Raw genomic sequence first — 15,977 nt, 5'->3', positions numbered from 1 at the left:
GATGACCGACGACATCTTTCTCTCGCTGATGAAGAACGCCCTGTGGACGGTGCTGCTGGTGTCGGCGCCGGCGCTGCTGGTGGCGATCGCCGTCGGCTTCGGCGTCGGTCTGCTGCAGGCGCTGACCCAGATCCAGGACCAGACGCTGCCGCAGGCGGTCAAGCTGGTCGCGGTGCTGCTGGTGCTGATTCTCTCGGGGCCGCTGCTGGCCGGGCAGATCGTCAATCTCACCGATCAGGTGCTGGACAATTTCGCCGCCTGGTCGCGCTGAGGAAACGTGACCTGACCGGCTGCGCTTCCTTCTTGAGAAATCCAAGAGACCGATGAACTACGACGATTTTGCCCGGTTCCTCACCGACTTCGCCTATCCGCTGATCGCGGCGGCGGCCGTCGGCGTGGCCCGGGCGCTGGGCATGGTGCTGGTGACGCCGGCCTTCAATCGCCTGGGGCTGACCGGCATGATCCGCTCCGCCGTGGCAGTGACGATCTCGCTGCCGCTGATCGTGCCGCTGTTCGACGCGATGGTGAACGCGGAGACCCTGTCGACCTTCAGCGTCGCCGGCATGGTGATCAAGGAGTTGCTGATCGGCGTCGCCATCGGCCTGGTCTTCGGCGTGCCGTTCTGGGCAGCCGAGGTGGCCGGCGAGCTGATCGACCTGCAGCGCGGCTCGACCATGGCGCAGATCGTCGATCCGATGGGCGCGACCGAGACCGGGGTGACCTCGACGCTGCTGACGATCACGCTGCTGGCACTGTTCTTCATCACCGGCGGCTTCATGCTGCTGCTCGACGGCTTCTATCGCAGCTATGCGCTGTGGCCGGCGGTGGACTTCGTGCCGCTGCTGTCGCAGACCTCGGCGATGGCGCTGCTCGGCCTGCTCGACCAGGTGATGCAGATCGGCGTGCTGATGATCGCCCCGCTGGTGATCGCGCTGCTGATCGCCGACCTGATGCTGGCCTACGTTGCCAGGATGGCGCCCAACCTGCACGCCTTCGACCTGTCGCTACCGATCAAGAACCTGCTGTTCGCGTTCCTGATGTTGATCTACGTGGTCTTCCTGATCCCGCTGATGATCGACAAGCTCGATATCGTCGCGCTCAACATGGCGCGTCTCGAAGCCATTCTCGGCGCGATGCGATAGCCGCCGTCCACCCCACCAAAGCCATACAGTCCGTTACCCAGCGTTTCACCGCTGCCATCGGGGCGTCATCCGGCGCCGGAATACTGGAGGCGTCTTCCCGCGATGCCGTCCCGTCCTGTTCATGGATCGAACGTCGGCGTCCTCGAGCCAACCTCCTTGTAGAGAGAACAAGCCGATGCGCGTCAACGATGATGTCACCCTCGACAAAGATCCGGTCTCGTCCGCCCCCATTCAGGTTTTCAACTCCTTGCTCAAGCTGGCGCAGAAAATGGCCAAGGAGGGGGACGCGGAGAAAGAAGATCTCGAACCCGGCAGTCAGGACTACGAGGAGACGCTGAATTCGCTGGCGGTGGACATGGCGGACGGCATCGACATCGACAAGCGCCGGGTTTCCAGTCTGACGGGGGGCGCCGCGGACAAGTTCGAGAAGCTGGTCACCGCCGAGCTCAACGCCCAGCGCGCCGACGGCAAGCGCCCCGATCTGTCCAAGGCGATCGACAACGCCAGGAAAGCGCTGTTCGACCGCATCGGGCATGCCCTCGACAACGCCGACCGCAACGCCGACAAGGGCCTGGATGTCTTCGAAGGCTACTGGAAGCGCCACGGCGGCGAAGAGGCCGCGATCGACGCGGGTTATGACGCCTACGGCGACTTTCTGGCCGATACCACGCTGACCGACAACCCCGATTACGAAGACAACCTCAATGCGCTGGCCCTGGGGATGGCCGGCGGCACGCTGACCGACCAGCGCAAGATCCTGCATCTCGACGCATCGGACACGCTCTCCCAACTCTACAAGAATCTGATCCAGAACCGGATCGATCAGGGCGACGATACTCAGGAAGCGATGGATCACGTCAACGACGATCTACGCGAGCGCATCGACAGCGTCGGCGGTGGTGACGTCGCCAATGTCTTCGACGGCTATTTCAAGCGTCACGGTGGCGAAGCCGACACCGAGGAGCTGGCCCAGGAGAGCTATCTGGCCAATCGCGACGAGGGCGACATCGCCTACGACGACACGCTGAATTCGCTCTCCTCCGACATGGCCGAAGGCATCGATATCGACGACCGCACGGTAAGACCGCTGACCGGAGAGGCCGCCAGCCAGTTCCGCCAACTGGTGGCGTATCAACTCGACCAGCAGCGTGAGCGCGGCGATGCCCCGGATCTCCAGGCGGCCATCGACGACGCCAAGGAAGACCTCTTCGCGCGCACCGGCAACGCCTTGACCGATGCCGACAAGGACAGCGAGGACGGACTCGATGTGCTCAACGGCTACTGGGAGCGTCATGGCGGCAAGGACGACGCCATCGATGCCGGCTACACAGCCTACGACGACTTCCTCGCCGACCACACCGTGACCGACAACCCCAGTTACGAGGACAACCTCAACGCGCTCTCATCCGGCCTGGCAGGCAGCACCCTGACCGACTCGCGCCAGATTCTGCATATCGAAAGCTCGGAGACGCTGTCACAGCTCTACCAGAACCTGATCGACAGCAAGCTGAGCGACGGCGCCTCCCGCGAGGAGGCCACCGCCCAGGTCAACGACGACCTGCGCGAGCGGATCCGGCACGCGGCCGGAGACGATGGCAAGGCGGTCCAGAATGTCTTCGACGGTTACTGGTCGCGGCACGGCGGCGAGACCAACACCCAGCGCCTGTCCGACAACGCGGAGCTGGATACGGCGCGGCGCGATCACGACCTGCCGGCGTTCAGCGATGTCGACATCCAGTCGATGGAGACCAGCGAGAGCGACCCGGACGACAGTTCACGCAAGCTGACCGTCAGCGAGCTGACCTGGCAGAACCTGATCGAAGCGTGGAAGACGGGGATCGAGGACGGCAGCATCGACAAGAACGACGAGCGCGCCCAGTTCTACCGTGCCCTGCGCGCCCAGGGTGCGCTCGACAACGGCCTGGACCTGGTCGGCCTCGATATCTCGGAGGGGCTGAGCCTCGATCACGTCACCGGCGATGATCTCTCGTCGGTCATCGATGGCGAGAAACTCGATGCCAGCCTCGGCGAACTGTTCGCTTCCGAGGCCGTGCAGGAGGATTACCTGGAAGCCCAGGAAGGCGCCGTCGACAAGGTCGCCGACAAGGACGACATCGCCTCGCGACTGGAGGAGACCGCCTTCAGCGAAGCGTACATCGACTACATCAACGACCTGCGCGAGAGCGGCCAGGGGGAACTCGCCGAGCAGGATATCTCGCGCACCTACAATGCGCTCTCGACACTGTTCCCGGCCACCGAAGAGAGCGACAAGGCGGCCGAATTCGCCCAGAATCTACAGCTCGACTCGATGATCACCGATCTCGACGATCTGCTCGCCAACCCCGCCAACATCAACGATGCCAACCTGGCCGCTGGCACCCAGGACGTGGTCAAGACGGTCCTCACCGCGCTCAAGCGGGCCGGCATCGACATACCGCGACGCACGGCCGAGAGCATCGACAAGTTCGTGCACGAGTTCCTGAACAATGAGCAATCGGCGAAGACTTTCGGCAAGGCACTGCAGGAACTCGGCGACAAGTTCGAGAAAAACGGCAGCCTCACCGAGGCGGATATCAAGAAGACACTGAGCAAGGATGTCTACACTGCGCTCAACGAGAAGACCAACGGCGGCATGATGTCGCTGGTTTCTCACCTCAACGGCAATGGCGCGCTGGGTTCCGTTGGCGGCCTGATTTCACTCACTTCCGGTATTTATCAGCTCGCTGGCGGCCGTGTCTCCGACAAGGCGGAAGCGGGAGTCGCCATTACCAAGGAGCTGGTGAGTTTCCTCGGCGCGAGCCAGCATTTCGTCAACCTCGGCAGCAATATCATCGATACCGTCTCCGGCTCGAAACTCAACGAGATGCTGGGGCTGGACAAGACGCTGGACGGCATCTGGAGCACCGACAAGCCCACCCCGGGCAGTCAGGATCCGGACCGCTTCCTGCGCTTGAGCGAGAATTTCCAGAGCGTCGTCGATACGGCGTCCGTCGACGATCAGGGCAAACTCGGCAAGATACTGGATCTCACGCCCGAGGAGGCAGAAGCGGTAGTCAAAGGCGTCGACAAGGGCTTCACTTCCAACCCCGAGCTGCCAGGTGCAACGACCACGACACGGAGTATCAGCTCATTTCTTCGCGTGCTTGACGGTGCCGCCAACGGGACGGCCGGAGCGCTGGACATCGCCCTCGGCGGACTGATGATCAAGCGCGGCGCGGATAGCGGCGATGGCGCCACCATCGGCCAGGGCGCGGTGACCGTCGCGGCGGGCGCCTTCGGCCTTGCCGGCGGCGCCTCGTCGCTGGCCGCCCTCAAGGGCATTGCCGTCGCCCGCGCCGCCACCGGGCCGCTGTTCTGGATCTCCGCCGGCCTGACGCTGGCGACGCTGCCGTTCTCCATCGTCCAGGACATCAAGCGCACCAACGCGCTGGAAGGACACGAAGCCGACCTCAAGGAGCTCTTCACCTCTCTCGACGAGGATGGTCTACTGACCGAGGATGGCTTGACGCGCTACGAGTTCCTCGAAGCGTATGTCCGGAACTACGGCCAGCGCGACGCCCCGGACGACGAGAGCATCCTCGACTACCGTAGTGACGAGTACGAGTTCTACGTGCGGGAGGGCCATCTTCCCGACTCGACCTGGGACGATTTCGAACATGAGGACTACGCCGGCGATGGCAGCAATCTCGAGACCAAGATGGACGAGGGCTCGACCGTCGGTGCCTGACGCCTCGGCGGGTGAACGCCTCGCGCCATGAGCCAGCAGCCATCCGAGGAAAAGACGCTACCGCCGTCGACGAAGAAGCTGCGCGACGCCCGCAAGAAGGGCCAGGTCTCCAAGAGCGCGGACCTGGTCACGGCCATGGTGCTGCTGGCCTGTACACTCTACATCGCGGTCAGCGCCAGCCATATCATCGCCCGGGTTCAGGGCCTGCTCGACACCATCGCGCGGCTCTACACCGAGCCCTTCGACTCGCTGTGGCCGCGGCTGGTCGCGCAGGCGGGCGAAGTGCTGCTGCTCTCGGTGGTACCGCTGGTGGCACTCACCTTCGTGATCATCGTGCTGACCAACATCGTGGTGTCGCAGGGTTTCGTCTTCGCCACCGAACCGGTGCTGCCCAAGGCGGAGAAAGTCGATCCGGTGCAGGGGTTCAAACGCATCTTCTCGATGCGCGGCCTGATCGAATTCCTCAAGTCGCTGTTCAAGATGGTGGCGCTGGGGGTCGCCCTGATCGTGGTCTATGGCCTGGGCCTGCAGTCGCTGATGGAGTCGTCGAGCTGCGGGTTCGGCTGCATCCAGGGGACTTTTCTCGATCTGCTGCAGCCGCTGGTGATCACGGCGCTGATCGCGTTCCTGCTGGTGGGCGGCTTCGACGTGATGCTGCAGCGCTGGCTGTTCCGCCGCGACCAGCGCATGACCAAGACCGAGCAGAAGCGGGAACGCAAGGATCAGGAAGGCGACCCGACGATGAACCAGGAGCGCCGCAAGCGGCGGCGCGAGATGCATCAGCTGAACGCCAAGGTCGGCGTGCAGCACGCCTCGATGATGATAGGCACCGAAGATGGCTGGCTGGTCGGTATTCGCTACGTGCGCGGCGAAACACCAGTGCCGCTGGTCACCTGCAAGGCGTCGCCGGACCAGGCCGCGGCGCTGCTGGTGAGTGCCAACTCCCGCCACCTCCCCCGGGCAGCGGACGCCACGCTCGCTGCCAGCATCGCCAGACGAGCCAGCAACGGCGACCCGATACCCGACGGGACCTTCCAGTCGGTGGCTGACCTGCTGGTGGCCGCCAAGCTGATCTGAACGTCAGTCGACATCTTCCACGGCCAGCGCGCGGACGATCCAGCGCCGGAGATTGGCGGCGGTCGCCGATTCGCGATCGTACAGCAGGCGGTAGGTCATCGGCGCCACCACGCCGTCGACGAGGCGCTCCAGAGAAGGCACCGCCTCCTCGCCGCGCGCGAGCGCACGCTCCCGCAGTGTCGTCATGAGCGACTCGCTGTAGCGGCAGCAGCGCTCGCGACGGCCGTTATCCGCGCTGGCCATCACATCGTTGAGGGCGCGCTGTCCGGGCACCGAGGCCATCTCCTCGAGATACTGCTCGCCCCAGGCCTGTAGATCGCCAGCCAGGGTACCGGTATCCACGGGGTCTTCATCGGGGCGCATGCGCTCGACCGAGACATCGGCGACCAGTTCCGCCAGATTCCCCCAGCGCCGGTAGATCGTCGACGGCGTGACGCCGGCCAGTTCGGCGACCTGGGGCACCGTCAATTCATCGCGCGATTTGACCGCCTGCAGCTCGCGAACGGCCTGATGGACGGCTTCCTGTACCCGGGCACTGCGCCCGCCCGGTCTGACGGCTTCTTTGATCGGCATGGCGGTTCACTGGTGAAGAACACAAACGCAAAATATTTGCTTTATGAGTCTGCTAAGTTCAAACTCTCTCTAACGCAAAATTTTAGCATTAATGGACACCCCCATGTCACCTCCATCTTCTTCCCCGTCGGCCGATGGCTATCCGGCCCCCCGGCTCGGTTCGCTGGTCTACTACGCGGTATTGATGGTGACGTTTCTCGCGGCCTCGAGCGCGCCGACGCCACTCTACCGGATCTATCAGACCAGCTGGCACTTCTCCACGACCTGGCTGACGCTGGTATTCGCGAGTTACGTCTTCGCGCTGCTGCTGGCGCTGCTGGTCACCGGTTCGCTATCCGATTACATCGGTCGGCGACCGGTAGTGGCGATCGCCATCGTCGGCGAGATCCTGTCGCTGCTGCTGTTCGTGGTCGCCGACGGGCTCGCCTGGGTACTGGCGGCCAGGATTCTGCAAGGCGTGGCCACCGGTATCGTGACCAGCGCCCTGGCCGCGGCGATGCTCGATAGCGACCATACACGCGGGCCGGTGCTGGCGAGCATCGCACCGCTTTCCGGGATGGGCATCGGCGCGCTGTTCGCCGGTCTGCTGGTGACCTACGCGCCGGCGCCGATGCGAACGGTCTATCTGGTACTGATCGTCCTGCTCGTCGTCATGGGTGTCTGTCTCAGGCGTATTCCGGAGAGCGTGACGCCGCGTCCCGGTGCCCTGGCGGCGCTCCGTCCCCGTGCGACGATTCCGCCATCCGTGCGCGGGCCGCTGTTTCGGGTCATCCCGGCCGTCGTCTCCTCCTGGGCGCTGGGGGGCTTCTCGCTCTCGCTGGGGCCCACCCTGGTGGAGACGATCAGCGGTGTCCACAACCCGCTGGTGGGCTGCCTGATCACCTTCCTGCTCCCGTTCATCGGCGGCATCAGCGTGCTGGTCCTGCGCGCCCGACCGCCACGCCTGGCAGTGCTGCTCGGCACCGCCTGCCTGATCGTCGGCATGTTCGGCTTGCTGCTGGGAGTCCATCAACGGGCGGTAGGGATACTACTGGTCGGAACGGCGATCGCCGGCATCGGCTTCGGCGCCGCGTTCATGGGCGCCATGCGCGTCGTCATGCCCCTGGCACCGCCCACCGAGCGATCGGCGTTGATGGCAGCGTTCTACGTGATTTGCTACCTATCCGCCAGCACGCTGGCACTGGGTGGCGGGATCATGACACAGCACCTGGGCCTGATACCCACCACCTACGCCTACGGCAGTCTGGTGGCGCTGCTGTCACTGGCCGCGTTCTTCGGAACCTTGACCCAGCGTCCGCCCGAGTCCGAGCCCCGGGCGCAATGCACGAACCCGGCCTAGGCCGGGCTTTCGTCGGTCTGGCGTTCCAGCGTACGGCAGAGATCGCCGTCGAGCTTGAGCGCTGCCGCCAGTTGATCGAGCCAGGCCCGCTCCATCGGGTTCTGTTCGTCGACGATCGCCACGCTGGCCAAGTAGACCTCGCGCGCCGCCTGGGGTGAATCGGCAGCGCGGGCGATGGCATCGGCGTCCAGTGGCGCGGACATCTGCTGCTCCACCCAGGCGTGAAGTTCGTCATCCGCGCCCAAGGCGTCGATCTGCTCGGCCAGCGCGGCCCGCTCCTGGGCATCGATATGGCCGTCGGCACGCGCAGCGGCGATCATCGCCTGCAGGATCAACAGGCTGCGGGTCTCCTGCCGCTCGCCGGAGAGCTGCTCCAGCGGCTGGTCCGTTGCGTTCGTCGCCTCGGCGGGCGCCGATTTCTGCTCCTGATGCGCCTGCCAGGCTTTCCAGGCCAGGGCGCCCAGGCCAGCCAGGGCGCCGTACTTGATCGCCTTGCCGCCCATGCTACGCCCGCGCTTGCTGCCGACGAGCATGCCCAACGCACCACCGCCGAGCAGTGACTTGATGTCGAAACCGCTGCTGCCGGACTTCTGGCGCTGACCGCTACCCGCCTGCTGCATGAGCTGGGAAAGGATCCGTTGTGCGTTCATCTGCTGTACTCCGCTGCCTGTCGAGAAGAAGTGACGTCGCCAGCGACGCCCCCCGGGCCACGGCGCCGGCCAGGTGTGCCAGTTTGCCGCAGCGGCGGGTACTCAAGGCGCTGGCGCAAACGCCGATAAAACGTACTCGGCACCCACGCGGATCGGCGCCGTTCCGGCCGACACCCGCGTGGTGACGCCCGGCACTCGGATACTAAGGGAAGGCAGGTGAACCAAGCATGAAACGTCTCGCAGACATGACCGTGAAGACCAGCTGGCTGCTGGTACTGGTGGCATTCACACTCCTGGTGCTGGGGGTCGCGGGGTTGGCCGCCTATGCCGTCAACACCGATGTCTCGCCGGGGTTGATCAACGCCGGCATTGTCGCCGCGGTGGTGGCGACCCTGGTCCTGGTGGCGATCGTGCTGTGGGGCGTGACGGTCAACGTGATTCGTCCTCTGGAGCGGCTGGTGGCGCACTGCGAGAAGCTCGCCGCCGGCGACCTGTCGGTGCCGGTGGAGCGCCGCGGCAACAATGAGATCGGGCGGCTGTTCGCGGCCATGGCGCAGACCCAGAGCCATCTCTCGCGCACCGTCGGCAACGTACGCAACGCCTGCGACAACGTGCTCGACGGCGCCAGCGGCATCGCCCAGGGCAACACCGACCTCTCCTCGCGCACCGAGCAGCAGGCGGCATCGCTGGAGGAGACGGCCGCGAGCATGGAGCAACTGACCTCGACCGTTCGCCAGAACGCCGACAACGCCGCCCAGGCCAGCCAGTTGGCGAACGAGGCCACCGGCGTGGCGCACCGCGGTGGCGAGGTGGTCGGCGGCGTAGTGAGCACGATGCACGAGATCAGCGAGAACTCGCGCCAAGCGGTGACGCTGCTCGACGCCATCGACGCGGTGGCGTTCCAGACCAATATCCTCGCCCTCAACGCCTCGGTGGAGGCAGCCCGCGCCGGCGAGCAGGGCCGCGGCTTCGCCGTGGTCGCCAACGAGGTGCAGACACTGGCCAGGCGTTCCGCCGATGCGGCCAAGGCGATCCGCGACCTGATCCAGCGCTCCGCCGAGCGGGTCGAGAGCGGCGCCGCCCTGGCCGACAAGGCCGGTACCACGATGAACGACATCGTCACCTCGATCACCCGGGTCAGCGAGATCATGCACGAGATCGCCGCGGCGTCGGAGGAGCAGAACCACGGCATCACCCAGGTCAATCAGGCGGTGACCCAGATGGATCAGGTCACCCAGCAGAACGCCGCCCTGGTGCAGCAGGCCGCCAACGCCGCGCGGGCGCTGGAGGAAGAGGCCAACGAACTGCAGTCGGTGGTTGCGGTATTCCGCCTCGACGCCCGCACCGCGACCAGCCCGCGACGCCCGCAGGCCACCCCGCTGCCGGCAGCGAGCGCCAAGCCTGCAAACGCCCGGCCGGCCCGGCGCCGCGAGTCGGAAGCCGCCGAGTGGGAGGCGTTCTAGGCGTCTCGTCGGCGGGCTTCGCTAGTCGATGATCGTGGGCCGCTGCGGCTGGGCATGAAAGGCGAACGCATCCTCGATGTCCCGGGCGATGACCCTAGGCTCGGAGAGTGGCGGCAGCGCCGTGGGCGAGAAATAGGCGGCATCGTGCACTTCATGCCCGGGATCGAGCGGAGCAGCATCGAGCCGCTCACAGAGAAAGAACAGCTTGTAGAAATCGAGCACGTCGGCGGGATAAGCGTGCTTCGCCTTGTGGCGGACGGCGTAGAGCCGCTTGGCTTCGACCTTGACGCCAGCCTCTTCCCACACTTCCTTGATCGTGTTTTCGGCAGCCGAGAGCCCGACCTCGGCGTAGCCGCCGGGCATCGTCCAGCGTCCGTCCATCTTCTCCCTGACCAGCAGAATCCTGCCGTCGTCGATGATCGCCGCGCGCACATCGATCTTGGGGGTGACATGACCCTTGCCCTCGCCCAGGGCCAGGTTCACGTGGCCGATGGGGATATCGCCCAACGCCGACATCATCGATGCCGAAATCTCGGCGACTTCTTCATAGCGCTCGCGATCGAACTTGTCGCGGCAGTAGTGAAGCCCGGTATCGGCCAGCGCCGCGAGCCGCTTGGCCCAGGCAAGCCATTGATCTTCCATGGGTCAGTTTCCGATCGCAGAGGGTGGATGACGATGCAGGTTCGGCTAAAGACTAACAACTGTGGCCGAGGACGTCAGGCAACCACGTAGCGCGGGCATGAAAAAGCCCTTCCGAGGAAGGGCTGGTGTCGACGTGATAGCGGCATCAGCCGGCCGCAGGCGCCTCGTGTTCCGGCCGGGGGCCGTGATTCGGGCCATCATGCGGACCGCGCGGCGGCTTGGTCAGCGCTTCGAATGCTGCGACCTGCTCGTCATCCAGCACCGAGGAGAGCGCGCTGTGACGCTGCTCCAGCAGTTGCTTGAGCTGGGCACCGCGAGCGTCCCGCGATTCACCGTCTCCCTTCACGTCGGGACGCTTCAACTGACGCAGGCCATCGAAGAAGGTGCGCTCGGCGTTGAGCACCTTGGCGCTCTGTGCCTGATCGAGATTCCAGGTCGCGAACAGCGGCGCATAGCGCTGCTCGAGCTGGGCGGTCATCTGCTCGGGATCCAGGCGCGGTCCGCCGTGGTGACGCATCATTGGACGCGGGCGCTCCAGCATCTGGTAGGCGTGCAGCTGTTCATCGCTGAGCACGCCGCTGAGTTGCTCGCGCTGCTGCTGGAGCAGGGACTCGATGGCGGCACGGCGCTGCTCCGGCGCAACCTTGCCATCGGCATCGCCGCGCAACTGGTGCAGGCCGGCGCGGAACTCGCTGTCAGCCTTGGCCAGACGGGCCAGCTTGTCCTCATCGAGGTTCCAGCTGGCGACCACCGCCTCCTTGAGCGGGTTGGCGTGGGCCATGGGTGCCTCGTGGGGCGCAGGCGGTCTGGGCTGTTCGGTGGGAGCGGCCATGGCCAACGGTGACAAGGTGGAAGCGGCAACGGCCAGCGCGATGAGTGACTTGTGAAATTTCATGACTTCGACTCCGGTTGCGCACCGAGACAAGGTGCAGAAGCACTATCGCGCGACTTCGTGCAGGCAGTGTGCAGCGAGCGAGGAAGGTCATTCCACGACATTGGCTGGTCTGCCGCGACCGCGAGATTCGGATAGACACAAAAAAGCCGCCCTGGGCAGGGCGGCTTTTGTCGAGACAGGCCGTCGGATCAGAACGCCCAGTCCTCGTCTTCCGTACTGACTGTCTTGCCGATCACGTAGGAAGAGCCGGAGCCGGAGAAGAAGTCGTGGTTCTCGTCGGAGCCGGGCGAGAGCGCGGCGAGGATCGCCGGGCTGACGTCGGTGACGCTGGCCGGGAACAGCGCCTCGAAGCCCAGGTTCATCAACGCCTTGTTGGCGTTGTAGTGGAGGAACTTCTTGACGTCTTCGGTCAGGCCGACGTCGTCGTAGAGCGCCTCGGTGTACTTGACCTCGTTGTCATAGAGCTCGTGGAGCAGCTCGTAGGCGTAGATCTTGATCTCTTCCTGACGCTCCGCCGGCAGCTGGGCCAGCTGGCGCTGGAACTTGTAGCCGATGTAATAGCCGTGGATCGCCTCGTCGCGAATGATCAGGCGAATCAGGTCGGCGGTGTTGGTCAGCTTGGCGCGGCTGGACCAGTACATCGGCAGGTAGAAGCCGGAGTAGAACAGGAACGACTCCAGGAACACGCTGGCAATCTTGCGCATCAGCGGGTCTTCACTGCGGTAGCGCTCGAGGATCAGTTCCGCCTTCTTCTGCAAAAACGGGTTCTCCTCGCTCCAGCGGTAGGCGTCGTCGACGTCGCGGGTGGCGCACAGCGTCGAGAAGATCGAGCTGTAGGAGCGCGCGTGGACCGACTCCATGAAGCTGATGTTGGTGAACACCGCCTCTTCGTGCGGCGTGAGCGCATCCTCGATCAGCACCGGCGCGCCGACCGTGCCCTGGATGGTGTCGAGCAGCGTCAGGCCGGTGAAGACGCGGATGGTGAGCTGCTGCTCGTGCTCGGTCAGGGTGTTCCACGCGGGAATGTCGTTGGAGAGCGGAATCTTCTCCGGCAGCCAGAAGTTGCCGGTGAGCCGGTTCCAGACCTCCAGGTCCTTGTCGTCCTGGAGGCGGTTCCAGTTGATCGCATCGACCCGGTTGAGATGACGGGCGGCGGAGGTAGGCATATCCATGAGATGTTCTCGTTCGGTTGGCGCCGAGCCCGCGGCTCGGCGCGTTCAAACAGATTCAGGCTTACAGCGTGCAGGAAACGCAGCCTTCGACTTCCGTTCCCTCGAGAGCGGCCTGGCGCAGACGAATGTAGTAGATCGTCTTGATGCCTTTGCGCCAGGCGTAGATCTGCGCGCGGTTGACGTCACGCGTGGTCGCGGTGTCTCGGAAGAACAGCGTCAGCGACAGGCCCTGATCGACGTGCTGCGTCGCTTCGGCGTAGGTGTCGATGATCTTCTCCGGGCCGAGCTCGTAGGCGTCCTGATAGTACGCCTGATTCTCGTCGGTCAGGTACGGCGCCGGATAGTAGACCCGACCCAGCTTGCCTTCCTTGCGGATCTCGACCTTGGCCGTCACCGGGTGGATGCTCGAGGTCGAATTGTTGATGTACGAGATCGAGCCGGTGGGCGGAATCGCCTGCAGGTTGCGGTTGAACAGCCCGTGGGCCATCACCGATGCCTTGAGTTCGCGCCAGTCATCCTGGGTCGGGATGGCGATGCCGCTCTTCTCGAACAGACCGCGCACCTTCTCGGTCTTCGGTTCCCACGCCTGCTCGGTGTACTTGTCGAAGTACTCGCCGCTGGCATAGGTCGACTGCTCGAAGCCGGCGAAGCGCTGGTCGCGCTCGATGGCGATACGGTTGGACGCCCGAAGGGCATGGAACGCGATGGTGTAGAAGTAGATGTTGGTGAAATCCAACCCCTCTTCGCTGCCATAGAGAATGTGCTCGCGGGCCAGGTAGCCGTGCAGGTTCATCTGCCCCAGGCCGATGGCGTGCGACTTGGCGTTGCCTTCGGCGATCGACGGCACCGAGGTGATGTTGCTCATCTCGGAGACCGCGGTCAGACCGCGAATGGCCGCCTCTACCGTGGTGCCGAAGTCCGGCGAATCCATGGTCTTGGCGATGTTGAGCGAGCCCAGATTGCAGGAGATGTCCTCGCCGATATGACGATAGCCGAGATCGTCGTCGTACTCGGTGGGCGTATTGACCTGCAGGATCTCCGAGCAGAGGTTCGACATGTTGATCCGGCCGTGGATCGGGTTGGCACGGTTTACCGTGTCCTCGAACATCAGATACGGATAGCCGGACTCGAACTGCAGCTCGGCGATGGTCTGGAACAGTTCGCGGGCGTTGATCTTCTTCTTGCGGATACGACCGTCGGCGACCATCTCCTCGTACTTCTCGGTGACGCTGATGTCGCCGAACGGCACGCCGTAGATGCGCTCCACGTCGTAGGGCGAGAACAGGTACATCTCCTCGTTGCGCTTGGCCAGCTCGAAGGTGATGTCCGGCATCACGATGCCGAGCGACAGCGTCTTGATGCGGATCTTCTCGTCGGCGTTCTCGCGCTTGGTGTCGAGGAAACGCAGGATGTCCGGGTGGTGGGCGTTGAGATAGACCGCCCCGGCACCCTGACGCGCGCCCAGTTGGTTGGCGTAGGAGAAGGCGTCCTCGAGCATCTTCATGATCGGGATGATGCCGGAGGACTGGTTCTCGATGCGCTTGATCGGCGCGCCGGATTCCCGCACGTTGGAGAGCGAGAACGCCACCCCGCCGCCACGCTTGGAGAGCTGCAGCGCGGAGTTGATCGAGCGCCCGATCGACTCCATGTTGTCCTCGATGCGCAGCAGGAAGCAGGAGACCAGCTCGCCGCGCTGGCGCTTGCCGCAGTTGAGGAAGGTCGGTGTCGCCGGCTGGAAGCGGCCGTGGATGATCTCCTCGACCAATTGACGCGCCAGGGTCTCGTCGCCGCGCGCCAGGCTCAACGCCACCATGCAGACACGATCTTCGAAACGCTCGAGGTAACGCTTGCCGTCGAAGGTCTTGAGCGTGTAGCTGGTGTAGTACTTGAACGCGCCCAGGAAGCTCTGGAAACGGAATTTCGCCGCGTAGGCCTGATCGAACAGTGCCGTCACGAAGCCGAAGTCGTACTGGTCGAGCACCTGCTGTTCGTAGTAGCCCTCTTCCACCAGGTAGTCGAGCTTTTCCTTCAGCGAGTGGAAGAACACCGTGTTCTGGTTCACGTGCTGCAGAAAATACTGACGCGCCGCTTCCTTGTCCTTGTCGAGCTGCAGACGGCCGTTGGCGTCATACAGGTTCAACATGGCATTGAGCGCGTGGTAATCGAGCGCCTTGGCATTGTGGTCGGCACTGACGGCAGGCCGCACGGTCGTACCCGTATCTAGGCTGAGCGTTTCCAAAATTCGGTCACCCCTGCAAGGACTCGATGGACATCTTCTGCCGTGCCCATCAGTTCGAAACGATAGAGAAGCGGTACCCGACACTTGTTCGCGACAACCCGTCCCGCCAGGCCAAAGGCCTCGCCGAAATTGGTGTTGCCGCCGGCGATGACGCCGCGAATCAGGGACCGGTTATGTTCGTCATTCAGAAAGCGAATGACTGGCGCGGGCACCGCGGAGCGCGGATCACCGTCACCATAGGTCGGTACTACGAGAATATAGGGTGTCTCGACCTGCAGGGGTGGGTCGCTTCGGTTCAGCGGAATCCGGCTGGCCGGCAGACCCAGTTTTTCGACGAAGCGCCGCGTATTGCCTGATTTGGTCGAAAAATAGACCAGCCCAGCCATGACGGTCTCCTGCGCCCCTGCGCGGTTTCGGCAGCGCGGGCGAAGCCAGCGCTAGCCGGAAAGATTCGAGCCTGAAAGATGCGAAGCGATCGGATCAGGCGACCAGCGTGCTGATCTTGTCCGGACGGAACCCGGCCCAGTGATCTTCACCCGCGACCACGACCGGCACCTGGCGGTAGCCGAGATTTTGAACGCGCTGCATGGCATCGGCGTCTTGGGTTAGATCAACCACGGTATAGTCGATTCCTTGCTTGTCCAGAGCGCGGTAGGTGGCGTTGCACTGGACGCAGGCCGGCTTGCTATAGATCGTGATGCTCATGATAACCATCCTTGACAGGGAAAGACGCCATCGACAGCCGATGGTGCAGGCTATGGCGGTTGGGAAATCACGGTTTCGCACCGCTCCCGCCGCCTCTGGAAAAACACTATATATGGTAGCCGGCGGTTTTTCCAAGCATAGATGTGGTCTTTTTCTGTCAACATCCTGTGGATAATTTCGGACGACTCGGGAGCCCGCATGGTAGCCGGCTTCCCGCCCTGTCAAGGTCGAAAATCGAGTGCGGTTGCAGCCGAAAACGCCGGGAGAGTTGTGTCTCCCGGCGTCTCTGAACACACTATCTGGTAGTGGAAGGGAATGGGTAGGGCAGCGTGACGAAGGTCGATCCAGGCGTG

14 protein-coding genes are annotated in these 15,977 nt (G+C 64.1%); 6 read left to right on the top strand and 8 right to left on the bottom strand.

The genetic code is table 11. The features are described 5' to 3' along the window. The first annotated feature begins 1 nt into the window (after position 1). The 4 genes from sctS to AAGT95_RS08015 all read left to right on the top strand — a co-directional run bounded on the left by sctS (position 2) and on the right by AAGT95_RS08015 (position 5,946). Positions 2-271 (top strand): type III secretion system export apparatus subunit SctS, encoded by a 270-nt coding sequence (sctS, locus tag AAGT95_RS08030; protein ID WP_110597669.1) that lies wholly within the window; start codon positions 2-4, stop codon positions 269-271. Between the two features lie 52 nt (positions 272-323). After that, positions 324-1,142: a type III secretion system export apparatus subunit SctT gene (sctT, locus tag AAGT95_RS08025; protein WP_342596130.1), complete on the top strand. Its 819-nt coding sequence runs from the start codon at positions 324-326 to the stop codon at positions 1,140-1,142. A 175-nt stretch (positions 1,143-1,317) separates the two neighbouring features. After that, entirely contained in the window at positions 1,318-4,869 is a 3,552-nt protein-coding gene (locus tag AAGT95_RS08020; RefSeq protein WP_342596129.1) for a hypothetical protein, read from the top strand. Positions 4,870-4,896: 27 nt separating this feature from the next. Beyond that, positions 4,897-5,946 (top strand): EscU/YscU/HrcU family type III secretion system export apparatus switch protein, encoded by a 1,050-nt coding sequence (locus AAGT95_RS08015; protein WP_110597672.1) that lies wholly within the window; start codon positions 4,897-4,899, stop codon positions 5,944-5,946. Between the two features lie 3 nt (positions 5,947-5,949). On the opposite strand, the gene AAGT95_RS08010 is transcribed toward AAGT95_RS08015, so the two are convergent. Then, positions 5,950-6,519, bottom strand: a complete 570-nt coding sequence (locus tag AAGT95_RS08010; RefSeq protein ID WP_110597673.1) for a TetR/AcrR family transcriptional regulator — start codon at positions 6,517-6,519, stop codon at positions 5,950-5,952. 103 nt (positions 6,520-6,622) lie between these two features. On the opposite strand from AAGT95_RS08010, the gene AAGT95_RS08005 reads away from it, so the two are divergent. After that, the gene (locus tag AAGT95_RS08005) at positions 6,623-7,858 is read left to right on the top strand and encodes an MFS transporter (RefSeq protein ID WP_342596128.1); all 1,236 of its coding nucleotides are present in this window, start codon (positions 6,623-6,625) and stop codon (positions 7,856-7,858) included. Here the strand turns inward: AAGT95_RS08005 and AAGT95_RS08000 are convergent. Beyond that, a complete protein-coding gene (locus tag AAGT95_RS08000) occupies positions 7,855-8,508 on the bottom strand; it encodes a tellurite resistance TerB family protein (RefSeq protein ID WP_342596127.1) in 654 nt (217 codons plus the stop codon). The genes AAGT95_RS08005 and AAGT95_RS08000 overlap by 4 nt on opposite strands. A 227-nt stretch (positions 8,509-8,735) precedes the next feature. On the opposite strand from AAGT95_RS08000, the gene AAGT95_RS07995 reads away from it, so the two are divergent. Continuing rightward, positions 8,736-9,971 carry a methyl-accepting chemotaxis protein gene (locus AAGT95_RS07995; protein WP_110597676.1) on the top strand — a complete coding sequence of 412 codons (1,236 nt, stop codon included), beginning with the start codon at positions 8,736-8,738 and terminating at the stop codon, positions 9,969-9,971. A 21-nt stretch (positions 9,972-9,992) separates the two neighbouring features. Here AAGT95_RS07995 and AAGT95_RS07990 read toward each other — a convergent pair whose 3' ends face one another. The 6 genes from AAGT95_RS07990 to nrdH all read right to left on the bottom strand — a co-directional run bounded on the left by AAGT95_RS07990 (position 9,993) and on the right by nrdH (position 15,624). Next, positions 9,993-10,613, bottom strand: coding sequence for an NUDIX hydrolase (locus tag AAGT95_RS07990; protein ID WP_110597677.1), 621 nt, complete (start codon positions 10,611-10,613; stop codon positions 9,993-9,995). Positions 10,614-10,758: 145 nt separating this feature from the next. Beyond that, positions 10,759-11,508: a hypothetical protein gene (locus AAGT95_RS07985; RefSeq protein ID WP_342596126.1), complete on the bottom strand. Its 750-nt coding sequence runs from the start codon at positions 11,506-11,508 to the stop codon at positions 10,759-10,761. A gap of 188 nt (positions 11,509-11,696) precedes the next feature. Beyond that, positions 11,697-12,680, bottom strand: coding sequence for a class 1b ribonucleoside-diphosphate reductase subunit beta (gene nrdF / locus AAGT95_RS07980; protein ID WP_425353319.1), 984 nt, complete (start codon positions 12,678-12,680; stop codon positions 11,697-11,699). Positions 12,681-12,741: 61 nt separating this feature from the next. Further along, complete coding sequence (nrdE, locus tag AAGT95_RS07975) at positions 12,742-14,886, bottom strand: class 1b ribonucleoside-diphosphate reductase subunit alpha (RefSeq protein ID WP_232822119.1); 2,145 nt, start codon at positions 14,884-14,886, stop codon at positions 12,742-12,744. Between the two features lie 14 nt (positions 14,887-14,900). Then, positions 14,901-15,305 carry a class Ib ribonucleoside-diphosphate reductase assembly flavoprotein NrdI gene (nrdI, locus tag AAGT95_RS07970; RefSeq protein WP_110597680.1) on the bottom strand — a complete coding sequence of 135 codons (405 nt, stop codon included), beginning with the start codon at positions 15,303-15,305 and terminating at the stop codon, positions 14,901-14,903. A 94-nt stretch (positions 15,306-15,399) separates the two neighbouring features. Then, complete coding sequence (gene nrdH / locus AAGT95_RS07965; RefSeq protein ID WP_071230919.1) at positions 15,400-15,624, bottom strand: glutaredoxin-like protein NrdH; 225 nt, start codon at positions 15,622-15,624, stop codon at positions 15,400-15,402. Positions 15,625-15,977 lie beyond the last annotated feature (353 nt).

The sequence above is a fragment of the Salinicola lusitanus genome, assembly GCF_038648475.1.
Lineage (GTDB): Bacteria > Pseudomonadota > Gammaproteobacteria > Pseudomonadales > Halomonadaceae > Salinicola > Salinicola lusitanus.
This window is presented reverse-complemented; position numbering and strand designations above follow the sequence as displayed.